This is a genomic window from Arthrobacter sp. NPDC080082 (assembly GCF_040686595.1).
In the GTDB taxonomy this organism is placed as follows: Bacteria; Actinomycetota; Actinomycetes; order Actinomycetales; family Micrococcaceae; genus Arthrobacter.
The window spans coordinates 228,694-249,721 of sequence record NZ_JBFBKQ010000006.1 but is presented as its reverse complement, the minus strand read 5'-3'; the positions used below and the strand labels follow the sequence as shown (position 1 = coordinate 249,721).

Below are 21,028 nucleotides of genomic sequence, written 5' to 3'. Positions count from 1 at the left end.
CAGCCGGGCGCTCACAGCGCGGCTCCCTTGCTCCGGCGGACCAGCCAGACGAAGACGGGGGCGCCCACCAGGGCGGTCATGATCCCGGCGGGCACCTCACCCGGAAGCAGGACCACACGGCCGGCCAGGTCCGCGAGCAGCAGCAGGCACGGACCCAGCACAAGGGACAGCGGCAGGATCCACCGGTAATCCGGGCCGGAGAGGAGCCGGACCGCGTGCGGCACCACCAGGCCCACGAAGCCGATCGGGCCGGCCAGCGCCGTCGCCGTCCCACAGAGCAGCACCACCCCGAACGCGGTGACCCCGCGGGTGAGACCAACGCGCTGGCCAAGTCCTCGGGCCACGTCGTCCCCCAGGGCCAGGCCATTCAGGGCGCGCCCGGCACCCACCACAATCACGGCGCCTGCGGCCAGGAACGGCAGCCCGGCCAGCACCACGGACCAGTCCCGTCCGGCGAGTCCCCCCACCTGCCAGAACCGGAACCGGTCCAGGGTGTCCTGGCTGGAGATCAGGACCACGTTCATCAGCGAGAACAGGGCGGCGCTCAGGGCGGCGCCGGCGAGGGCGAGTTTCACCGGGGTGGCGCCGCCCCGGCCCGCCGCGGCGATCAGGTAGACCACGACGGCGGCCGCCGCGGCCCCGGCGAACGCGAGCCAGAGGTACCCGGTCAGCGAGGTCACTCCCGCGAGGTGGATGCCGGCGACCACGGCCAGCGCCGCCCCCGCGTTGACGCCCAGGATGCCCGGGTCCGCCAGCGGGTTGCGGGCCACCCCCTGCATGGCGGCCCCGGCCAGGCCCAGCGCGCCGCCCGCCAGGAGTCCCAGGACCGTGCGAGGCACCCGGGCCTGCACCACGGCGTGATCCCCGTTGCCCGGGTCGAACCCGGTCAGGGCCGCGACGACGGTGCCGGGGCTGAGTTGCCGGGCCCCCACCGCCAGCGAGGCCGCGGACACCAGGACCAACGCGGCGACGGCGGCGAGCAGCCAGCCGGCGCGGACGCTCCGCCCCCGGGCCGAAGGCATGGGGCGCCCTACTTTGCCGCGGCGGCGTCCGCCGCGGCCGCGAGTTGGGGAAGGAAGCGGTCCAGCGCCCACGGCAGGCTCAGCGGGGAGGCCGCGGAGATGGAGAGCGTCAGGGTGTTGTCCGGGTCCGCGACCAGGGCACCTTTCCTGATCGCGGGGATCTGGCCGAGCAGGGGGTGCTGCTTGATCGAGTCCGCGGTCTTGGCGTCGGGGATCCAGGTGACGAAGAGGTCCGAGGCGAGCTCGTTGGCTTTTTCGGCGGACCAGGGGATGAAGAACTCCTTGGAATCCTTGGTGTTCGAGGCCACCACGGGGGCCAGGGTCATTCCCAGGCTGGAGAGGAACCGGGGACGGTTGTCGTTGGCGGTGTAGATGTTCACGCCGTCGCTCTTGGCCGGCTCCAGGTTGCCGTAGATGAAGGTCTTGCCGGCCAGCTGGGGGTAGGCGGCGGCCTTGTCCCTGACCGTGGCCTCGGTCTTCGCGACCAGGCTGGCGGCCTCGGCCTCCTTGCCCAAAGCCTTGCCGATCATGGCGGTGGAGTCCTGCCAGGCGGTTCCGTAGGCGACGCCGGGCTGCGCCACCACGGGGGCGATGTCGCTGAGCTTGCGGTAGTCCTCCTCGCTGAGGCCGGAGTAGGCGCCGAGGATCACGTCCGGGTTGAGCTTGGCGATTTCGGCGAAGTTGATGCCGTCAGCCTCCGAGTACTGCGTGGGGGCCTTGGCGGAGCCGGCTCCGGCGCCCAGCCGGTCCAGCGCGGCGTCCTTCCACGGCGTCGACGCCCGGCTGTTGCCGCCCCAGTCATTCTTCGGCAGGCCCACCGGCACGACGCCCAGGGCGAGGGCGACGTCGTCGTTGACCCAGGACACGGTGACCACGCGCCGCGGCTGGTGCTCCAGCGTCGTCTCACCGAAGGCGTGCTTGATGGTCACGGGGTACCCGGCGGTGGCGGCCGGGGCGGTCCCAGCCTCCTGCGCGCCGGCGGGGCCGGTGGAGCAGCCGGCCAGGCCTAGGCCGGCGACGACGGCGAGGGCGGCGGCGGCGAGTCCGCGCCGGGAGAAGGAGCGCGGGCTCAGGAGGGGGCCGGCGGAGCGGGAGGGAGGCGTAGCGAGCGGGGACGTCACGATGATCCTTAGGTTGGTGATGCAAACCTAAGTAAGGCTAACCTATCCTCATGCTGATTACGCAAGCTTTGAGTGACGTAATTGCCTCGGGCACCTCGCCGGCCCGCGAAGGGCGGACTGGACACCGGGTTCCGCGTTTGCGAGGATGGCGGGGCCGGGCATCGGAAACCGGCGCCGGAAGGTCAGAAACCACCTCCGGATGCGACGAGGGAAAGTGGGCGGACATCATGGCGATGACTCCAGCCGCAGTCAGCGGGGTGGCCGTTGCGGCCTGCATCGCGCCCGCGCCGTCGCCGGCCTTCTCCACCATTTACGGATCCGCAGCGGCCTAACGCCGCCGCGCCTCCCCACCGGAATCGCAGGCCGGCAGCTGCCTGCCCCCTCCCCCCGCGCGTCCAACGCGCCGGCCGGAGCTCTCCGATCCCGAAAGACCTTCCCATGTACGAAATCACCGCTGCCCGCATCCGCTCCTCCTTCATCAACGCCAGCCGCTCCGAAGCCGCCAAGCTGACCCTGCCCAGGAACTTCGACAGCCTGGACTGGGATAGCCTCGACTTCCTCGGCTGGCGCGACGGGAAGATGCCGCTGCGCGGCTACCTAATGCTTCCCGGCGCCAACGGGCCCGTCGGCATCATGCTCCGCGCCCCCGAGGGCGGTGCCAAGAAAAACCGCGCGGTGCTGTGCGAACTGTGCCGCGACATCCATTCCAAGGACGACGTGCTGCTCTGGGTGGCCAAGCGGGCCGGCCAGTCGGGGCGCAACGGCAACACCGTGGGCACCTTGATCTGTGCGGACTTCGGCTGCTGTCGCAACGTGCGAATGGCGCCGCCGGTCAACGACATCAACCCGGACCCGGAGGCGGCCGTCGCCCGCCAGGTCGAGGGCCTGATTGCCCGCACCGCGCAGTTCATGGACCGCGTCCGCGGAGCCTGACGGCACCGGCGCGCCGGCGTCAGCGCAGGATGATGTCCACCGGGTTCGCCTCGGACCGCCAGGCCACGCCGTCGGCGGCGTCGGGGGCGATCACCGGGGCCGTCAGCACGCCGGAACGGTTGGTGCGCTTGTCCCGGAGGATCTCGGTCACCGAACCTAGGTGCCGGGACAGGTCGATCACATTCTCCGGGGCGGCCAGCAGCAGCTGGAACCCGAATTCGTGCAGCGCCTTGATGCCGGCGCCGGCGAATTCCTCGGAGGCCAGGACGAACGCCTCGTCCATCATGACCGTGCCGTAGGTGGTGAAGCCCTGCTCGGCGATGCCCAGCTGGTAGCTCAGCGCGGCCGCCATGATGAACGCGGTGAAGCGCTGCCGCTCGCCGCCGGACATGGAGCCGGTGTCCGCGTGCATGAAGACCTCGGTCTTCTTAGCGCCCTTCGCCGCGCCGGACTTCACCGCGCCGGACTTGTCAGCGCGGGCGGCCACCTCGCGGTGTTCCTTGCACTGGATGAACAGGTGCCCGCGGACGTCCAGCACCTCGGCGCGCCAGCGGCGGTCCTCCGGGCTCTGCGAGCCCAGCCGCTTCACGAGGGTTTCCAGCGACTTGTACCGGGAGGTGAGTTCGACGTCGTCGTCCGCCGGCGTCGGCGCACCTACGGCCTTGCCCGGCCTGGCGTGCCGGACCTTGAGGGCGTTTTGGATGGCGTCTTTGAACTGCTTGGCCGTGGCCGGCAGGGTCTGCTTGATGTCCAGCTCCAGGTAACTGCCCTCGTGGAAATTCACCTGGGACAGGATGCCGTTCAGCGGCAGGATCCGGCTGGTGATGGAGCGACGTTCCTCGTCCAGCAGGTGCAGCAGCGTGGAGAAGGATTCGTGCGTGCGCTGGTTGAAGAACTGCCGGAATTCGGCCTCCTGGGCAGGCAGGCCGTCGCTGACGATCGCATGGTAGCGGGCCTCGAACTCACCGGCGGCGCCGATGGACTGGCCGTGGTCGGCGGAGATGGCCGTGCCCCACTCGCGGACGAAGCCCTCGAAGATGCGGGTGAGCCGCTCGGCGGTGGCCTGGCCGCGGGACTCTGCGGCGTGCAGTTCGGCCAGCAGCCGGGTCCGCACCTGGTTGGCCAGCAGGTCCAGTTCGTGCATTTCCAGCACGTCGCCGAAGCCGCTGAAGTACTCCGCCAGGGCCGCGGCCGCCTCCGGGGAGGGCGGCTGGTCGGCGAGCCGGCGCCGGGCCGCGTCCAGCAGTGAGTCGGCGGTGGTCAGCTGCGCGTCCAGGGCCTTGTATTCGCTCTGCAGCACGGCGGCGGATTCGGTGCTGGATTGGTGCCGCTGGCGGGCCGTCTCCACCGTGGCCCGCAGCGGTTCCAGGTCCGCCTGGGCGGCGAGGGCGTCCTTGAGCCGCTGTTCGATCCGGGCCAGTTCTTCGGCGGCGACCGCCGCGGACACCTGCTCCCAGGGCCGGTGGTCCTCGGCGACGCGCCGCAGCGCCTCAAGCTGCCGGGTCATGCCCTGGTGCGATTCCTCGCGGTCCTGGGCAAGCTCCGCGGCCCGGGCCAGTTCCCGTTCCAGCTCCTCCACCTGGGCCGCCACCAGGTCCAGTTTGGCGGCGTTGTCGAAGCCCAGGACGTAGTCCTGCCGCCCGGTGAACCGGTCATCCTTTTCGACGGTGTGGCGGTTGCGCTTGACCACGCCGCCGAGGCTGAGGCCCTTGTCCAGGCCGGCGAGCTCGTCCGGGTTCTCGACGCAGGGGTAGGCAAAGTCCAGGGCGATCCGCTCCCGGATCCACTGCCCGGCCTCGGCAATCGCGCTGCCCTCGGGCCCGGCGGTGAGGATGTCCAGCTTGCCCAGCAGGTCGCCGTCGGACGCCTCCGCCACGGCCAGCGCGCCGCCCGCGAGCGGCTTGGAGATGTCGACTGCCCGGAGCGCACCGCGGACCGTGTGGTCGTTGAGGTAGCGGGTGACGGCGGCGAAGTGCTCGCCCGGCACCAGCAGCGTCGTGGCGAGGCTCCGCAGGGCGCGTTCGGCGGCCGGGCGCCAGCGTTCCTGGCCCTCCGCGAGGTCGATCAGCTCCCCACCGAACGGCATTTGCTCCTCCGGGACCCCGGTGGCGGCGGCGATGGCGGTGCGGTTCTCGATGCTCGACGGCGGCAGGAGGGACTTGCGGGTCTTGAGTGAGACGAGTTCCTGCTGGGCCGCGGCGAGTTCACGCTTGCGCGCGGCGTGGCTGTCGAACGCCTCGAAGCGCAGTTCCTTCAACGCCTCGGAGTCGTCCTTGAGCTCGGCCGAGCGCGCGGCGGCGTGCTCGTGGGCCTGCTCCCAGCCAGCGGCGGTCCAGTCGAGCTCCAGGCCCGCGTCGCTGAGGGCCTTCCGGGCGGAGGCCTCCACTTCCTCGCGGAGTTTCAAGCCCACCCGGGCGTTTTCCAGCGACTGTTCGATCGCGGAGATCGCGTTTCCGCCCTGGTTGTTGTACTCGGCCTCGAGCTGGCGCAGTTCCTTGGCCAGCCCGTCCCGGACCGCCCGCTCGGCGGCCAGGTCCTTGGCCTTCGCCTGGGCTAGGTCCTTGAACCGGGCCAGGGTCTTCTCGTGCACGGCGACGGCGAGCTGTTGCCGGTAGGCCTCGAATTCCTCGCCGGCCAGCTCCCGCAGCCGGTTCGCGTCCAGCAGCGACAGGGCGTACTCCTTGTTCAGGCCGGGGACCGGGGCCAGCTGGTCGCGCTGCTGCCGGACGTCCTCGAGCCGCTGCCGGATGGACATCAGGTTGCTGAACTCCTCGACGACGTCGTCCGCGGCGGCCAGGGTGGCGGGGGCGTCCAGCACCTGGTCGCGGAAGAACGTGTTCACGCTGCCGCCGAGGCCCTTGCCGGCCTGGATGACGCGCAGCAGCGGCAGCGCCTGGTCCGAGTTGATCCCCAGCAGGCGGCGGAACCGCTCCGCGAAGGCCTTGTGCACGTCGAAGATCTGGGCGTCCGGGAAGATGGCATCCAGCGTGGACTTGGTAAACCGCTTCTCCGCGATCCCCTCGACCTTGGCCAGGTCCAGCGGCTTGTTGTCGATCAGGTAGAACCGGCCGACGCTGGATTCGGTGCCGTTCTTGGGCAGGTCGAAGAGGGCCGAGATGGTGACCCGGGTCCCGGCGGCGTTGTCGAACGTCAGCGCGACGGCGGACCAGGTGGCGCCGGGCCGTTGGTAGGCACTGGCCGAGCCCTCGCCGACGGCCTTGTCCCCCACCTTGCCGCGCATATACGTGAACGTGGTCCGCTTGTCCTCCACGGCCCCGCCGGCCCGTTGCGCCGCAGCCTCATTGGACCGCGGCCGGGCATCGAAGACGCGCAGCATTGCGTCGAACAGCGTGGACTTGCCGACGCCGGAGTTGCCCGTCAGCAGCGTGCCGTTGCGGTCCACGTGCATCGTATGCGCGCCATGGAATGTACCCCAGTTGACCACCTGCACCAGGGCCAGGCGCATCTGTCCGGGGTTCGTCAGCTCGCCCATCGGCAGCATGGTTGCAATGCTCATTCGGCCGCCTCCGCTTCCGTGGTGGGGCTGAGTGACGCCGACGGCGATGCCGCCCCCGCCCCTTCGCCGGACGGCTCTGCTGCAAGCAGCAGGCCGTCCGGCTCCGACAGGCCCGATGCCACTCCCGGGGCGGCATCGCCGTCGTCGTCCGAGTCGTCCTCACCGTCCGCGTCGTCCCCAACCTCACCGTCCGGAACAGCGTCCCCATCGAGTTCGAGGAGGGGTTCGGTGCCGGTGGGGTCGGTGCCGGCGGCGATCAAGGCTTCGATGTGCGCCGGGATGTCGCCGATGTTCTCGAAGGGCAGGGCCAGCGGGAGGGCGTTGGAGATGGTGTACACGTCGTCGAGGCTGGTGCCCAACAGCAACTGGCGGGCCAGGAGCTTGGCGATGGCGCGGTTGACGACGTCGGCGTCGCGCAGGGCGTCCTGCTGGCCGGCGGGCTGGTAGTGGGCCACTAGGTCGGCGATTTCCTCCCGCGTGATGGTCGGGTCCGTCTGGGCGGTGACGTGCCGGTCCAGCAGCAGCCGCAGCCGGAGCAGCACGATCGTCTCGACCCGGCTGAGGGCCCGCTGCTGGCGCAGGATGCTGGAGCGGGCGCTGCCGCCGATGGCCTCCGGGTCCACCGGACGCAGGACGGCGACCTTGCGCTCGTGGTCCAGCTGCAGGGTCAGGAACAGCTCGGAGAGCCGGCTGCGCAGGATCAGCTGGTTGTCCAGCAGCGTGGTCCAGAGCTTCTCGTCCCGGCCGCCGTCGATGTAGGGGCCCTTGAGCAGCTTAACCAGCGCCTGCCGCACCTTCATCGGCAGCACCCCGGTGTCGCCGGGGAAGAGAGCCGCGCCGTCGACGAAGGTGTCGCGGGGAGTCACCGTGAACGGGTCCGCTTGCGCCCGGGTTGCGGCCGTTTCGGCCCCGGCGTCGGGCGTTTCCTGCGGCGATTCGGTCATCTTCAGTCCTCTTTAAGCGTGACGACGGGGAGGTAGGCGGTGCGGGTGGACCCGTCGATTTGTTCGAAGTCCAGCGGCTGCCAACCGCCGCGGTTAAATCCGGCGCCCTGGTGCAGCGCGTGGGAGAGCAGGGCCCGGATGGAGTTGATGTGGCGTTCGTCGGCGGGGAGCTGCTCCCAGGCTTCGGCGAGGGTGGCCGCCCCGGCGACGGCGCCGCGGATGGCGGCCTGGTTGGCCTTGCCGGTGCGCGGCGAGCGCGCCCGGTCCGAGTCGCTGAACGCGATCGGGTCCGCCAGCTTGGGCGGGGCCGCGAACTCGTCCGGGTCGAAGAGCTTGATCATGGCCAGCGATTCGAAGCCCGCGTTATAGAGCACGGGCCCGCGGACCAGGCCCGGCCGCTCGCGCTCGTACGGCAGCGAGCGGATCGCCTGCTCGGCCTCCCGCAGCACCTTCCGCAGCCGCACCGACTGGCGGTAGTCGTCGCTCTGCACGTAGGTGTTCAGGCTCTCGCTGAGCTTGCCGTAGATCCGCTGGATCTGGCTGTGCTGGCTGCGGAGTTCGGCGACGAGGTTCTTCAGCGTCTCCCGTTCCTCATGGCTGAGGTCGTCGGCGAACTGGCGGCTGAGCACCTCGCCGATCGCGGAACGGAAGCGCAGCTGCTGCTGTGGGTCTTCCAGGAAGGCGGTAAAGGACCGGAACGTCCTGCCCTCGGGACTTTGCCGGAGCCGCTTGTCCGCCTCGAGGACCTGCGCCATCGTGGCGCCCTTGCTGAGCGACTCCTCGATGATCTGGTTGCGGAGTTCGCCCACCAGTTCCTCGATCCGGTCACGCATCTTCTTGTAGTCGGCGGGCAGGCTGGCCGCGAGGTCCAGGATGTTGCCCGCGGCCTCGACGGCTTCCTCGTCGTCGAGCAGGCCGTCGAATTCCCCGGAGCTGATGTCCTCGATCAGCTGACGCCGTTCGCCGATCTCTTCGTGGAGCGCCTCCAGCCGGGCGCTCTGGTCCGGGTTCGTTTCGTTGGCCAGCTTCTCGACGTCGCCCAGCAACGTGCCCAGGCGGGATCCGTTGAGGGTGGAGCGTTCACTGGAGAGGCTGTCCAGGAACGCCAGCACGCGGGCCGCCGGTTCGGTGACCTCGTAGACAATCTGGCCCGACTGGTTGCGGCGGGTGAGGAAGTTCTTCCGGGTCCACTCGTCGCCGAAGGCCTTGCCGTTCGCCGACCCGCCGAGGCCCGGCTCCTGGCGGCGGAGCTGCTCGAGGAAGGCGTCGACGTCGGCGTGGAACTGTTCCAGCGGCAGCTGCGGCCGGGTGCGGGTGAAGGAGGCCTGCAGAACCGCGATGACCCAGGGGGCGGAGCGGGTCAGCGCCCACGCGGGTCCCTTGGTCAGCAATTCCAGCTCGCGCAGCCGGGCGCTGATGGCGTCCGCGGAGGACAGGGCGGATCCGGGCACGCAACTCTCCTCTCACTGCCGGGGGACGGCAGCCACGCAAAACTGCCAGCTACAACGTTAACGCAGTCACCGCCGGCGCCGGGCTCGCTGCCCCGCACCGCGCTCGCCGACGGCGGTGCGCATGTTTCTGGTGGGGCTCCTGCGATCTGTTCGTGACCTACCACCGGGTAGCGTCTCGATCCCGTATCAAGAGCGTCCGACGCGCCCCGGGACTCTGGAACGGGCCCCCTCCGCCGCCCTACGCTCGGGCTACTGATTCAGCCGAAGCGCCGTTGCAGGAGGAAGAATGCAGTTCGATGCGAGCCTGTTTGATCTGACCACGGTGGAAACCGGGACCCTGGTGTTCGGCGGGACCCTGCTCTTTGCCGCCCTCCTGGCCCTGTTCATCATGACGGCGGCGACCGTGGCCCTGGCACTGCTGGGGGTCGGCAAGCTGGCCTGGTTCCTCGTCGTCCGGACCCTGGTGGGCATGGTCTCCGGCATCAATACGGCGTGGGAGCACCTGGTCCACCACGCGGGCCGGGTGGAACTGCCCGGCGACTTCCCGGGCGAACTGATCGGGCACTCGTCCCCTGGCACCGGCACCTACCCGCGAGTAGTCTTGCGGGACAGCTGAAGGGTCCTCCACCCGCGGCGGATCCAGGGCTTGAGCCGGCCAGTCCGGTGAGGGGAGATGCCCAGTGAGCTCCGCCGTCGACAACCCAGCCGCCCCCGAACCGGGGCCGGACACCGGACAGCCCGCCATCGAGGCCCCGCCGGCCGATGAACTGGGCGCCGGCGCCACCGCCGACACCGCCCGCGCCGTCGCCGAGGCCGCCCGGGACACCAGCTGGGACCGGCCCAGCTTCGCGAAGGGCCTGTACCTTGGCAGCTTCGACCCGGGCCTGATCCATCCGTGGCCACAGGCACCCGCGGACGACGTCGAACGCGGCGAGGCGTTCATGGAGCGGCTCACGGTCTACTGCCGCACCATGTCCGGCCGGGTGATCGAGCGAGAGGCGAAAATCCCGGACGAATACATCAAGGGTCTGGCGGACCTGGGCGCGTTCGGCATGAAGATCCCCCGCGAGTACGGCGGCCTGGGCCTCACGCTGGTCTACTACGGCCGCGCGCTGGCGCTGCTGGGCTCGGTGCATCCGAGCCTGGGGGCGCTGCTCTCCGCCCACCAGTCGATCGGCGTACCCGAACCGGTCAAGGTGTTCGGCACAGCGGAGCAGAAGCGCGAGTACCTGCCCCGGTGCGCGGCCGGCGCGATCACCGCGTTCCTGCTCACCGAGCCCGACGTCGGCAGCGACCCCGCGCGGATGGGCAGCACCGCCATGCCCTCGGACGACGGCTCCTCCTACCTGCTCGACGGGGTGAAGCTGTGGACCACCAACGGGGTGATTGCCGAGTTGGTGGTGGTCATGGCCGTGGTGCCGCCGCGCACGGACCCGGACGGCACCGCGCACCGGGGCGGCATCAGCGCGTTCGTGGTGGAGATGGACTCGCCCGGCATCACGGTGGAGAACCGCAACGCGTTCATGGGCCTGCGGGGCATCGAGAACGGCGTCACCCGCTTCCACCGGGTTCGGGTGCCTGCCGCCAACCGGCTGGGACGGGAGGGTCAGGGCCTCAAGATCGCCCTGACCACGCTGAATACCGGCCGTTTGAGCATCCCGGCCCTCTGCGTGGCGTCGGGTCGCTGGAGCCTCAAGATCGCGCGGGAATGGTCCAACGCCCGCACCCAGTGGGGCCGCCCGGTGGGCCGGCACGAGGCGGTGGGAAAGAAGATTGCCTTCATCGCGGCGAGCGCCTTCGCCCTGGATGCGGTCTTCGAACTGTGCGCCGAGCTGGCCGACGCCGGGCAGAAAGACGTCCGGATCGAGGCGGCGCTGGCGAAGCTCTGGTCTACGGAGATCAGCTGCCGGATCGCGGACGAGCTGGTGCAGATCCGAGGCGGCCGCGGCTTCGAGACGGCGGACTCCCTGCAGGCACGCGGTGAGCGGGCGGTGCCGGCCGAGCAACAGCTGCGGGATATGCGGATCAACCGGATCTTCGAGGGATCCTCGGAAATCATGCGGCTGCTGATCGCGCGGGAGGCCGTGGACGCGCACCTGGCCGCCGCGGGCGCGCTGGCCACCGCGGACGCCAGCCTGCCGGACAAGGCCCGGGCCGCCGTCGGCGCCTCCGGGTTCTACGCCCGCTGGCTGCCGAAACTGCTCGCCGGCAACGGCATGGACCCGCGGTCCTACGGCGAATTCGGCCGGCTGGCACGGCACCTTCGGTACGTCGAGCGCGCCTCACGGAAGCTGGCGCGGCAGACCTTCTACGGGATGGGCCGCTGGCAGGCGGGCCTGGAGCACAAACAGGCGTTCCTGGGCCGGATCGTGGACATCGGCGCCGAGCTGTTCGCGATCTCCGCCTGCTGCTCCCGTGCCGAGATGCTGCTGCGCACCGCGCCGGAGCGCGGGGCGTCCGCCTACGAACTAGCCGATACCTACTGCGCGCAGGCCCGGGTGCGGGTCGAGGAATACTTCGACCAGCTCTGGCGCAACACCGACGACGGCGACCGCGCCCTGACGGCGAGGGTGCTGGCAGGGGACTATGAGTGGCTGGAGGCCGGCGTCCTGGATCAGTCGGAGGGCACCGGACCCTGGATCGCCGACGCCTCCCCGCGCGAGTCGAGGGCGGAAAATCTACACCGGAGCTACCGCTGACCTGCGGCAACATCCGCGATCCCTAATAATAAGCAACCTTGCTATTAAGTGTGGTTGCGTGGTTAGGTATGGCAAGACCTGATGACGGTCGAAGCATTGCCGTGCCCGGCCGGACAAGTCGGCACGGGTCCCCCAATGAAAGCGAGCAGCCATCATGAGCAGCACAGCAGGCCCCGAAGACCGCACCCCCCGCCGCGAGAGCTCGGCGGACATCGAACCGGGCCGCGACGCCCGGATCCACGACGCCCGGCAGGACAGCGCCGAGACCCTCCGACCCGCAGAGACCGACCGTCCTGCCGACGAGACCGCCGGCCACCACGCCGAACACCGCGCGGAAACTCCCGCCGCGGCCGCCGCCGGGACCCGTGCCGAGGAGCGCGAGCACCGCGCGGAGACTCCCGCCGCGGCCGCAGCCGAGACGCGCGCCGAGAACCGTGAACTCCGGGCGGAAGACAGGGCCGGCCACTCCACCGAGACCCGCGCCATGCCCGCCGCCGCCGGCGCCGCAACGGGTGCCGCCGCCGCAACGGCCGCCCGGGACCACCACGACAACCGGCCCATCCACGGCTCGCGCGACCCCCGCCAGGACGGACTGGACCGCCCCGACCGACTGGACCGGGAGACCGTCGTCGAGGAGGTCCCCACCCGCGAAACGGTCGTGGCCCGCGAAAAGGAACAGTTCGGCGGCATCAAGGTCGGCTCCGCCTTCTTCGGCTGGCTCGCCGCCACCGGCATGGCGGTGATCCTGACCGCACTGGTGGCCGCCGCCGGTACCGCCGTCGGCCTCGCCACCAACACCAACGTGAACGATGCCGTGAACCAGGCCTCCGGCAACCAGACCGTGGGCCTCGCCGGCATCATCACCCTTCTGGTGATCCTGTTCCTGTCGTACTACTGCGGCGGCTACGTGGCCGGCCGGATGGCGCGGTTCAATGGCGCGCGGCAGGGCCTCATGGTGTGGATCTGGGCGCTGATCGCCGCCGTCGTCGTCGCCATCCTGGCCATGACCGCCGGCCAGAAGTTCGACGTCCTGGCCAACCTGAACAGCTTCCCGCGCATCCCGGTCAACGAGGGCGACCTCACCACCACCAGCGTGATCGCCGCCGTCGTGGTGGCCGTCGTGGCCCTGGTCGGCGCCATGCTGGGCGGCCTCGCGGGCATGCGCTTCCACCGCAAGGTGGACCGCGCGGGCTTCACCCCGGTGGAAACGGTCGTGGAGCGCTAGCTCCAGCCCTCTTCGGGGAACGGCACCGCTAGCGGCCTTCGACGCCGTCGAGGTAGTACCAGCGCCGGTCCAGCCGGCGGAACCGGCTGGTTTCGCGCTGGACGCCGCGCTCCCCGCCCACCCGGTAGTGGGCCGCGAACTCGACCGTTCCCTCGCTGTCCAGGGGACCGCCGCGGTGGGTTGCGAGGATGTCCAGCCGCCGCCACTGGATCTCCGGATCCAGGTCCAGCTCCGCCGGCCGGGTCTCCGGGTGCCAGGTGCGGAGCAGGTAGTCCGGATCCAGGACCACGAACGCGCTGTACCGGGACCGCATCAGCTGCTCGGCGGTCGGTGCCTCCGCTTCCCCGCGGTGGTACCGGCCGCAGCACTGCCCGTACTGCTCACCGGAGAGGCACGGGCACCGGCCCTCGAACCCTGACTGCTGCACGTGATTCCCTTTCCTCGCCCGATCCCTCGTGGTCCGGAGCTGACACCGACTATATGCCGCTGCCGCGCCACAGAGGGACCGAAGGTATCGGCTTGGACACATCCTGGGTCCGCCGACGTTTCCCGGCGCGTCGGCGGCCGATTCTCCGTAAGGTTAACGGTGGCCGGGAACGGCCCGCAGCAGGCTTGGAAGGGAGAGGCGACGTGGAAGACCCGACGACCACCGCCATGAATCTGACCTACGCCGGCACCCTCGTGATCGGCGTCGTCATGTTCGTCGGCGTCGCGGCGGCCTTCGTCATCACCCTCCTGCTCGCCGGCCTCGGCAGGCTCATCGCCACGCTGGGCATGGCCCTCTTCGGGCGCCGCGCAGGCGCGCCCGCTACTCAGAAACCTGCGACGAAACAGCGTTCGACACTGAAGCCAGCCCGCAAGGAACCGCAGATTTCCCCGGAGTGGGCGGCCGCCGTCGAACGCGCCGATGCCCGGGCCCGCGCACGGGCCGAGGCGGCCGCGGCACCCGAGGTCACCGTCTCCGTCCGCGATCTCCCCGCCGCCGGCCGCCCGGAGCGCAAGGCCAGCTGAGCCCTTACCGTGCCCGGGTATCTGGGCTACGTTGGGACCCATGGAATTCAGATACCTCGGCCACAGCGGCTTCAAGATCTCGGAAATCACCTTCGGCAACTGGCTCACCCACGGCTCGCAGGTGGAGAACGACGTCGCCACCCAGTGCGTGCGGGCGGCGCTCGACGCCGGTATCAGCACCTTCGACACGGCCGACGTCTACGCCAACACGGCCGCCGAGACCGTCCTCGGCGAGGCGCTCAAGGGCGAGCGGCGCGAATCCCTGGAAATCTTCACCAAGGTCTTCGGCCCCACAGGTCCCAAGGGCCACAACGACCTGGGTCTGTCCCGCAAGCACATCATGGAGTCCATTAACGGCTCCCTGTCCCGGCTGCAGACCGACTACGTCGACCTCTACCAGGCCCACCGGTACGACTTCGAGACCCCGCTGGAAGAGACCATGCAGGCCTTCGCCGACATCGTCCGGCAGGGCAAGGCGCTGTACATCGGCGTGAGCGAATGGACCGCGCAGCAGATCCGCGACGGCCACGCCCTCGCCAAGGAACTGGGCTTCCAGCTGATCTCCAACCAGCCGCAGTACTCCATGCTGTGGCGGGTCATCGAGGCCGAGGTCGTCCCCACGTCCGAGGAGCTCGGCCTGTCCCAGATCGTCTGGTCCCCCATGGCCCAGGGCGTGCTCAGCGGCAAGTACCACCCGGGCAAGCCCGCGCCGGAGGGCAGCCGCGCCACCGATTCCAAGGGTGGCGCGCGGATGATCGAGCGCTGGATGTCCGACGAGGTCCTCACCGGCGTGCAGCAACTCAAGCCCATCGCCGACGAGGCCGGGCTGACCATGGCGCAGCTGAGCATCGCCTGGGTGCTGCAGAACAAGAACGTCGCCTCCGCCATCATGGGCGCTTCCCGCCCCGAACAGATCGAGAAGAACGTCGCTGCGGCCGGCGTGAAGCTGGACCAGGGCATCATGGACAAGATCGATGCGGCCATCGGTTCGCTGGCCGAGCGCGATCCGGCGCAGACCAAGTCCCCGGCGTCGCGCGAGGCCTGACGCAGGACTGCACGAGCCCTTTCGGGGGTGGCGCGGCGGGGCCGGCACGACCCGGGGCTGGCGCGCCGGGCCGCCTTGCGGTGGCGGGAGCGTGTTTCGGTTAGGCTCTGCACAACCGACACGATCCCGCCACGCAGGCGGCGGGCCACTCCTTGGGGGAGCCAATGAAAAACCTCTTCGATTTTTCCTTCACCCGGTTCGTCGCGCCGTCGATCGCCAGGATCGTCTACATCCTGATCATGATCGCCCTCGGCGTGATGTACCTCTTCTTCGTCATCTCGGCCTTCGCCAGCCGGAACCCCGTCCTCGGGGTGCTGGTGCTGTTGGTGATCGGCCCGCTGATCGTGATCATCTACCTGGCCCTGGCCCGGATCGGGCTCGAGTCCCTGGTGGCCGGCATCCGGACCGCGGAGAACACCGCGGAACTGATCCGGATGCAGGGCGGCACCCCTCCGGGCGCCCACCTGGGCCCGCAGCAGCACGGCCCGGTGGGTCCGCAGTCCTGGGAGACCCACGGCGGCCAGTACCCGGCACCGCAGCAATCCCAGCAGTACCCGGCACCGCAGCAGCGCCAGCAGTACCCGGGCTCCGGGCAGCCTCCCGCCCCGCCGGCACAGTAACCCGGCGGACGCGGCCCGGCGCGGCAGCCGCGCGGCAGTACAGGCCTAGCGGCCCCGGCGCAGGTGTTCGGCGTTGAGGGCTTCCAGTTCGCTGTCCGTCAGGTCGTCGAAGCTCCGCGCCTCGCGCTTGTCCGTGCGGGAGAACCGCATGAACATCAGGATGATCAGTGGCAGGTCCACGGCCTCGCAGATGAACCAGAGCGCGTCCCCGGCCAGTTGCTGGTCCCGGAGCGCGTCGGGGAACCAGCCGGGGCCGGCCTGCCGCGCCGTCATCAGGTCCAGAACCTGGCCGTTCAGCCGGAGCAGGATGCCGGGGACGGCGTCCACCAGCAACTCGATGAAGACGAAGACGAACTCCAGCGTGATGAAGGCACTGGAGCGGTGGAAGTCGGCCTCCTCGATGATGGGCAGCGCCATCAGCAGGCCCAACAGCGGGATGACCACGGTCAGCAGGGCCTCCGCCAGCGGGTTGGCCCGCAGCACATAGAACGCCGGGGTCAGGAACGTCGAGAAGAGCGCCAGGCCCAGCAGCGGGGCCACCAGGGAATTGCTGACGAAGCGGACCAGGCGGTGGCCCAGCACGAAGTCCAGGCGTCCGGCGCCGCGCTCCGACAAGGCGGCGCGAGCCAGTCCGATGGGTTTTCCGAGGCCGATCAGGAGTGGGACGACGAAGAGCAGCAGCGTGATCTTGACCGTAAACGCCCACCGCAGCCCGGCGCTGTAGACGCCCGTGAATCCGCAGGTCAGCAGCAGGAATGAGCCGAGGCCCAGGAGATAGAAGGCGATCGTGCGCCAGAGCGGCCAGCTGCCTCCCTTTGCCGCCGCGGCCCGAAGTCCCAGGCCGTAGAGGGTGCCGGCGATCAGCGCGAGGACCAGCGCGGTCCAGTCGACCTGCCAAGCGGAAATAACGACGTCGAGAGGTGGCACGCGCCCACCTTACGGGCGTTTCCTAGGAATTCCCCGGGATCGGCGGCGGCGCTATTCGGCCGGGCGGCCCGGCTGCGGGTTCTGTTCCGGCGCGGCGTGCTCGATCACGGCGGCGATGTGCTGGAGCAGGTATTCCTGTCCGGCCACGGTGGGGTGGTCGCCGTCGGGCCCGATCAGGTCCTCGACGTCGTCGCTGATCCAGCCCTCGGCGATGGGGTCCACGAACTCGGCGCCGGCACCCTGCGCGGCGCTCCTGAGCTGGGCCCGGATATCGAGAAGGCCGGGGTCGGGGTCCGTGGTGTACGACGGCGGCCCCACCACGATCAGCTTGGCCGAAGGCGCCACGACCTCCGCGTGGGCCAGCGCCGTCGAGGCCGCCTCGCCGACGTCGTCGGGGGCGTAGCCAAGATCGTTCTCTGAACCAAAGAACACCACGACGCCGGTGTCCGGGGTGACGAACTGGTCCACCTGGCTCCCGAAGGTGCCGTCGGCATCGCCTGGGCGGACGTAGCCGCTGCCGTTTTCCGCGGCATTGATCACCTGGAACCCGGACAGGGCGGGATCCGTTCGGATCAGGGCCGGCCAAGCGTGATCGGGGGACGTGCCGTGGCCGGTGCTGAGCGAATCGCCGACCACCACCACGCGCACCGCGGGTGCCGCTGTGACCGCCGGCTGCGAGGAACTGGCGAGGGCCGCCGCTACCAGGCAGGCCGCAATACCAACGGCGACGTGCCGTCCGTGACCACCGCGCGAAAAGAAGGTGACTGCCATGATCGCCTCCTGCCTGGAACCTGCCGTGTCCGCCCCCGCAGGGACGCTGGATACAGCAACGTTGCCGACTGTTGCCAGTGTAGCCGCGCCCGCTGTGGACGCCACCCCCTGGGCAAACGGGTTCAGGAAGCCGGCGGCGGGACCGGACCGGGCGACGGCGGGACCGGGGCGGGTGGGACTGGTCCGGGCGGGATCGGCGCCGGCCAGGTCGGGCCGGGTGCCGGCGCCGGCTGGAAATCGCCGGGATCGGCGGGGCCGAGATCCAGGTGGAACGGCGGATACTCGTCCCTGAGCAGGGCCACGTAGGCGATGACCCGGTAGACCCACCGGTTGAGCCCCATCAGCAGGTCAAATAGGCCCGGCCAGTATCGGCCGGTGAACAGGAGCACCACCCCCGCGATGAGCACCAGCAGCCCGATCAGGGAGATCCCAGCGTTCTCCTGCACCCATTCGGTGCCGTCCCAGTAGCGCTCCCGGCCGCCCCAGCCGCGCACGGTGCCGGTCAGGATCCCCACGATCAGCAGATGCGGAATCGCCAGCAGCCAGGACTTCACCAGCACCAGGCCGCGGGAGAGCCGCTCCGGGTAGTCGACGTCGAAGTCGGCAGGATAGTCGGTCCGGGCCAGGGTGAAGGGCGGGTAACGGTCCGTGCCCAGCGCCGAGTAGGAATAGAACGCCACCCGCCAGTTCCAGCGGATCACGCCCACGTTGAAGGCAAACAGCGAGCGCGGATACCGGCCGGTGAACAGGATGGCGAACCCCGCGACGATCGTGGTGACCACCAGCGCGAACCACAGGAAGAACAGCACGATGTAGTGCGGGATGGCCAGGAACCACTTCACCAGCCACAGCCACCGGGACAGCTGCGGGTCCAGGTGGCCGCTGAGCCGGGCAGGATAAATGCGCGACGGCGGCGGGTAACCATAGGGTGGCGGCGGCGCGGGATACCCGACCGGCGGCGGACCCCCGCCCGTACCGGCCCAGCCGGAACCGGGGCCGCCCGGCCCTGCGGCCCCCAGCCCCGCCGCGCCCAAGACAATCAGCAGCACCCCGACGCCCAGCAGCACCACCCCGGCGATCAGCAGGCCGATGAAGATCGGCAGCAGGAGCTCCGAACGGACCCCGCCGCTCAGGTCCACGGCCACCGGGCTCGCCGCGTCGGCGTTCATGATGACGACGGCCCAGTTGCCCGGTCGAATGTCCCAGCGCAGCTCCTGGCTGCCCGTCCCGGAGACGGAGGCGGCCCAGAAGGTTTGCTCCGCCGGCCGCCCGGGGGCCTTCGTCCCGGGGACGGTGCGGTAGTCGGCCTGGAAGGGCGAGAACCGGACGTCGGCGAGCTCGGCGTGCGGGACGCCGGCGAGGTAGCCCGCGACGTCGGCCTGGCGGGCGATTCCGATGAACACCGGCCGGGCCGGGTCCGCGGCCGAACCGCGCAGCAGGATGCTGCCCGGCGTCGCCTCCGTCCCGGGAAGTGTCCCGTTGGGGCGCATGCCGCCGTCGTCCAGGATGTTGATCCGGGGAAGCGTCAGCGCGTAGCCGTCCGCCGCGAACCGTTCCGTGGGGGTGGTGAAGTAGCCGCCGTCGCGCTGCTGGTAGTTGGCCCAGCCGGTCGCGGCGGCCCCGGCGAGCAGGCCCAGGCCCAGCAGCGCGGCAAGCGAGCCGAGGACCAGCAGGACTACCCGCCCGGGCCTCATGGCCTTTCCGCCGCCTCCAGTAGCGACTGGCCCCAACGGGTCGCCTTTTCGATCTCTCCGGGCCGCAGCGGGCCCTCACTGCCGCGGACGTAGAACGGCATGGGTTCGGAGATGATGTCCGCCCCATGGTCCTTCAATGACTGGGCCATTTTCTTGGCCGCATCGCCGTGGATGAACATCCTCACCCGGGTGTCGAAGGCGGCGGCCTTCACGCCGGCCAGGTCGCCGTGGCCCAGGCCGGAGAGCAGCTCGGTGACCTTGGGCGTGGGGCGCCAGCCGTTGATCGGACTGCCCAGGACCAGCAGGTCTCCGGCCAGGAGGTCGGAGGGCCGGAAGTCGGTGACCGGGATGGGGTCCGCGTGGAAGACCTCGGCCACGGCTTCGGCCACCGACTTGGTGTTGCCGTAGGCGGAGTCGTAGACAACATGGGCCCTCATCCGCTGATCACCACCTTCAGCGCCTTGGTGTCGGCCGCCCGGGCGAAGGTGTCGTAGGCGTCCAGGAACTGGTCGAAGCGGAATCGGTGGGTGGCGAACTTGGCCGCGGGGATCTTGTGCCGGGCCACCAGCTTCAGCAGCATCGGCGTCGTGTTGGCGTTCACCAGGCCCATGCTGATGCTGATGTTCTGGATCCAGAGGTTCTCAACGTGCAGTTCCACGGGCTTGCCGTGCACGCCCACGTTGGCCACCGTGCCGCCGGGACGGACGATGTCCGTGCACATGCCGAAGGTCGCCGGGACACCCACCGCCTCGATCGCCACGTCCACGCCCAGCCCGTCGGTGCGGGCCAGGACCTGGTCCTTCCAGTCGGCGTCGCTGGAGAGGACGGCGTCGGTGGCCCCGAATTCCCGGGCCTTCTCCAGCCGGTTCGCGTCCAGGTCGACGGCGATGATGGTGGCCGCGCCATAGAGCCCGGCCGTGGCGATCGCCGCGAGGCCAACCGGCCCGGCCCCGATCACCGCAACGGTGTCCCCCGGCTTGACCCGGCCGTACTGCACGCCGATCTCGAAGCCCGTGGGCAGGATGTCGGAGAGCATCACGGCTTCCTCGTCGCTGACGCCCTCTGGCAGCAGGTGCAGCGAATTCTCCGCGTACGGAACCCGGACGAACTCGGCCTGCGTACCGTCGATCAGGTGCCCGAAGACCCAGCCCGTCCCGGACTTCCCCTCCTCTCCGAGGCAGTGCGAGTACAGGCCGGTCTTGCAATTGGCGCAATGCCCGCAGGACTTGATGCAGGAGATGATCACCCGGTCCCCCACCTTGAGGCTGGTCACCGAGGACCCCACCTCGGTGACGGTGCCGACGCCCTCGTGACCCAGGATCCGCCCCTCGGTTACGGCGGGCACGTCGCCCTTGAGGATGTGCAGGTCCGTGCCGCAGATGGTGGTGGTGTCCACCCGGACGATCGCGTCGCTCGGATTGGTGATCACCGGATCCGGGACGTCGGTCCAGGATTTCTTGCCGGGGCCGCCATAGACGAGGGCTTTCATGCAGACTCCTTGACTCGAAGGACCACCGGCGGATCGACAATCCGCAGGCGGCAGGGCGTGACGGAGGCATCGATCCCCGAGGAGACGATCGACTGGCGGGCGTGCTCGCGGAGTTCGTCGAAGGCGGCCGCGGTAACCCGGGCATGGCCGAGGTCCACGACGATTTCGAAGCCCACGAACTTGGCGACCACCCGCCGGCAGACGACATAGAGCGCGCGGATGTTCGTCGTCGTCACGACGCCGCGCACGTCCACCCGGACTGTCTCGGACGCCGGGTCAGCGTGCAGCACCACCTTGATGCGCGGGTCCCCGTGGGACGGATGCGCCAAAAAGGACCTTGCGCGGCTGCTGTGATGAGCGTGTCCCAAGGGGCTCATGGCGCCTCAGCGCTCCCCGCGAAGCCCGGCGTCGCCGGTCCCCGCTGCCGCGTCTCCTGCTGCCGGTCATTCACCATGGCGGATCTCCTGCCTTTCCTGCCCAAGCTGGAAAGTGCAACTGCCATTTCCTCACCCCAGGGTCATAGCGAGACCGAAATTTCCTCGCAGGCGCTTCCCCAATT

General features: G+C 70.0%; 19 protein-coding genes. 7 read left to right on the top strand and 12 right to left on the bottom strand.

Annotated features, from left to right (window positions below):
• Nucleotides 1-11 precede the first annotated feature (11 nt).
• Together AB0O44_RS14225 and AB0O44_RS14220 are read right to left on the bottom strand one after the other, a co-directional pair.
• Nucleotides 12-1,022: an iron chelate uptake ABC transporter family permease subunit gene (locus tag AB0O44_RS14225; protein WP_364138413.1), complete on the bottom strand. Its 1,011-nt coding sequence runs from the start codon at nt 1,020-1,022 to the stop codon at nt 12-14.
• A gap of 8 nt (nt 1,023-1,030) precedes the next feature.
• On the bottom strand, nt 1,031-2,095 hold the full coding sequence (locus AB0O44_RS14220; protein ID WP_364138474.1) for an iron-siderophore ABC transporter substrate-binding protein: 1,065 nt from the start codon (nt 2,093-2,095) through the stop codon (nt 1,031-1,033).
• 486 nt (nt 2,096-2,581) lie between these two features.
• On the opposite strand from AB0O44_RS14220, the gene AB0O44_RS14215 reads away from it, so the two are divergent.
• Nucleotides 2,582-3,076 carry an FBP domain-containing protein gene (locus AB0O44_RS14215; RefSeq protein ID WP_364138411.1) on the top strand — a complete coding sequence of 165 codons (495 nt, stop codon included), beginning with the start codon at nt 2,582-2,584 and terminating at the stop codon, nt 3,074-3,076.
• A gap of 19 nt (nt 3,077-3,095) precedes the next feature.
• Here AB0O44_RS14215 and AB0O44_RS14210 read toward each other — a convergent pair whose 3' ends face one another.
• From AB0O44_RS14210 to AB0O44_RS14200, 3 genes are read right to left on the bottom strand one after another with little or no spacing between them, the layout of a single operon-like run.
• Nucleotides 3,096-6,593 (bottom strand): ATP-binding protein, encoded by a 3,498-nt coding sequence (locus tag AB0O44_RS14210; protein WP_364138408.1) that lies wholly within the window; start codon nt 6,591-6,593, stop codon nt 3,096-3,098.
• Entirely contained in the window at nt 6,590-7,537 is a 948-nt protein-coding gene (locus tag AB0O44_RS14205) for a DUF4194 domain-containing protein (protein WP_364138405.1), read from the bottom strand. Before AB0O44_RS14205 ends, AB0O44_RS14210 begins: the two co-directional genes overlap by 4 nt.
• Before the next feature lie 2 nt (nt 7,538-7,539).
• Nucleotides 7,540-8,988 carry a DUF3375 family protein gene (locus AB0O44_RS14200; protein WP_364138402.1) on the bottom strand — a complete coding sequence of 483 codons (1,449 nt, stop codon included), beginning with the start codon at nt 8,986-8,988 and terminating at the stop codon, nt 7,540-7,542.
• A gap of 286 nt (nt 8,989-9,274) precedes the next feature.
• Here AB0O44_RS14200 and AB0O44_RS14195 point away from each other — a divergent pair, with 286 nt between their 5' ends.
• The 3 genes from AB0O44_RS14195 (at nt 9,275) to AB0O44_RS14185 (ending at nt 12,912) form a co-directional block, all read left to right on the top strand.
• Complete coding sequence (locus AB0O44_RS14195; protein WP_364138399.1) at nt 9,275-9,604, top strand: hypothetical protein; 330 nt, start codon at nt 9,275-9,277, stop codon at nt 9,602-9,604.
• Nucleotides 9,605-9,731: 127 nt separating this feature from the next.
• Entirely contained in the window at nt 9,732-11,687 is a 1,956-nt protein-coding gene (locus AB0O44_RS14190; RefSeq protein ID WP_364138471.1) for an acyl-CoA dehydrogenase family protein, read from the top strand.
• Nucleotides 11,688-12,171: 484 nt separating this feature from the next.
• Entirely contained in the window at nt 12,172-12,912 is a 741-nt protein-coding gene (locus AB0O44_RS14185) for a hypothetical protein (protein WP_290257319.1), read from the top strand.
• A 28-nt stretch (nt 12,913-12,940) separates the two neighbouring features.
• Here AB0O44_RS14185 and AB0O44_RS14180 read toward each other — a convergent pair whose 3' ends face one another.
• A complete protein-coding gene (locus AB0O44_RS14180) occupies nt 12,941-13,339 on the bottom strand; it encodes a YchJ family protein (RefSeq protein ID WP_290257269.1) in 399 nt (132 codons plus the stop codon).
• Between the two features lie 203 nt (nt 13,340-13,542).
• Here AB0O44_RS14180 and AB0O44_RS14175 point away from each other — a divergent pair, with 203 nt between their 5' ends.
• The 3 genes from AB0O44_RS14175 (at nt 13,543) to AB0O44_RS14165 (ending at nt 15,588) form a co-directional block, all read left to right on the top strand.
• Nucleotides 13,543-13,923 (top strand): hypothetical protein, encoded by a 381-nt coding sequence (locus AB0O44_RS14175; protein ID WP_364138396.1) that lies wholly within the window; start codon nt 13,543-13,545, stop codon nt 13,921-13,923.
• A gap of 40 nt (nt 13,924-13,963) precedes the next feature.
• A complete protein-coding gene (locus tag AB0O44_RS14170; RefSeq protein WP_290257267.1) occupies nt 13,964-14,968 on the top strand; it encodes an aldo/keto reductase family protein in 1,005 nt (334 codons plus the stop codon).
• Nucleotides 14,969-15,132: 164 nt separating this feature from the next.
• Nucleotides 15,133-15,588, top strand: a complete 456-nt coding sequence (locus tag AB0O44_RS14165; RefSeq protein WP_364138393.1) for a DUF4282 domain-containing protein — start codon at nt 15,133-15,135, stop codon at nt 15,586-15,588.
• A 45-nt stretch (nt 15,589-15,633) separates the two neighbouring features.
• Here the strand turns inward: AB0O44_RS14165 and AB0O44_RS14160 are convergent, their stop codons facing one another.
• The 6 genes from AB0O44_RS14160 to AB0O44_RS14135 all read right to left on the bottom strand — a co-directional run bounded on the left by AB0O44_RS14160 (nt 15,634) and on the right by AB0O44_RS14135 (nt 20,798).
• On the bottom strand, nt 15,634-16,515 hold the full coding sequence (locus AB0O44_RS14160) for a cytochrome c oxidase assembly protein (protein ID WP_290257265.1): 882 nt from the start codon (nt 16,513-16,515) through the stop codon (nt 15,634-15,636).
• Nucleotides 16,516-16,566: 51 nt separating this feature from the next.
• Complete coding sequence (locus AB0O44_RS14155; RefSeq protein WP_290257264.1) at nt 16,567-17,286, bottom strand: SGNH/GDSL hydrolase family protein; 720 nt, start codon at nt 17,284-17,286, stop codon at nt 16,567-16,569.
• Nucleotides 17,287-17,408: 122 nt separating this feature from the next.
• Nucleotides 17,409-18,980: a DUF4389 domain-containing protein gene (locus AB0O44_RS14150; RefSeq protein WP_364138389.1), complete on the bottom strand. Its 1,572-nt coding sequence runs from the start codon at nt 18,978-18,980 to the stop codon at nt 17,409-17,411.
• Nucleotides 18,977-19,417 carry a flavodoxin domain-containing protein gene (locus AB0O44_RS14145; protein ID WP_364138387.1) on the bottom strand — a complete coding sequence of 147 codons (441 nt, stop codon included), beginning with the start codon at nt 19,415-19,417 and terminating at the stop codon, nt 18,977-18,979. Before AB0O44_RS14145 ends, AB0O44_RS14150 begins: the two co-directional genes overlap by 4 nt.
• Nucleotides 19,414-20,469, bottom strand: coding sequence for a zinc-dependent alcohol dehydrogenase family protein (locus AB0O44_RS14140; RefSeq protein WP_364138384.1), 1,056 nt, complete (start codon nt 20,467-20,469; stop codon nt 19,414-19,416). Before AB0O44_RS14140 ends, AB0O44_RS14145 begins: the two co-directional genes overlap by 4 nt.
• A complete protein-coding gene (locus AB0O44_RS14135; protein ID WP_290257260.1) occupies nt 20,466-20,798 on the bottom strand; it encodes a hypothetical protein in 333 nt (110 codons plus the stop codon). The genes AB0O44_RS14140 and AB0O44_RS14135 overlap by 4 nt, the downstream gene beginning before the upstream one ends.
• Nucleotides 20,799-21,028: the final 230 nt, after the last annotated feature.

Bases quoted from the DNA above. Each gene is read 5' to 3' on its own strand.
- AB0O44_RS14205 (WP_364138405.1), bottom strand. From the start codon at position 7,537: ATGACCGAATCGCCGCAGGAAACGCCCGACGCCGGGGCCGAAACGGCC.
- AB0O44_RS14145 (WP_364138387.1), bottom strand. From the start codon at position 19,417: ATGAGGGCCCATGTTGTCTACGACTCCGCCTACGGCAACACCAAGTCG.
- AB0O44_RS14210 (WP_364138408.1), bottom strand. From the start codon at position 6,593: ATGAGCATTGCAACCATGCTGCCGATGGGCGAGCTGACGAACCCCGGA.
- AB0O44_RS14225 (WP_364138413.1), bottom strand. From the start codon at position 1,022: ATGCCTTCGGCCCGGGGGCGGAGCGTCCGCGCCGGCTGGCTGCTCGCC.
- AB0O44_RS14195 (WP_364138399.1), top strand. From the start codon at position 9,275: ATGCAGTTCGATGCGAGCCTGTTTGATCTGACCACGGTGGAAACCGGG.
- AB0O44_RS14155 (WP_290257264.1), bottom strand. From the start codon at position 17,286: ATGGCAGTCACCTTCTTTTCGCGCGGTGGTCACGGACGGCACGTCGCC.
- AB0O44_RS14185 (WP_290257319.1), top strand. From the start codon at position 12,172: ATGCCCGCCGCCGCCGGCGCCGCAACGGGTGCCGCCGCCGCAACGGCC.
- AB0O44_RS14215 (WP_364138411.1), top strand. From the start codon at position 2,582: ATGTACGAAATCACCGCTGCCCGCATCCGCTCCTCCTTCATCAACGCC.
- AB0O44_RS14140 (WP_364138384.1), bottom strand. From the start codon at position 20,469: ATGAAAGCCCTCGTCTATGGCGGCCCCGGCAAGAAATCCTGGACCGAC.
- AB0O44_RS14170 (WP_290257267.1), top strand. From the start codon at position 13,964: ATGGAATTCAGATACCTCGGCCACAGCGGCTTCAAGATCTCGGAAATC.
- AB0O44_RS14165 (WP_364138393.1), top strand. From the start codon at position 15,133: ATGAAAAACCTCTTCGATTTTTCCTTCACCCGGTTCGTCGCGCCGTCG.
- AB0O44_RS14150 (WP_364138389.1), bottom strand. From the start codon at position 18,980: ATGAGGCCCGGGCGGGTAGTCCTGCTGGTCCTCGGCTCGCTTGCCGCG.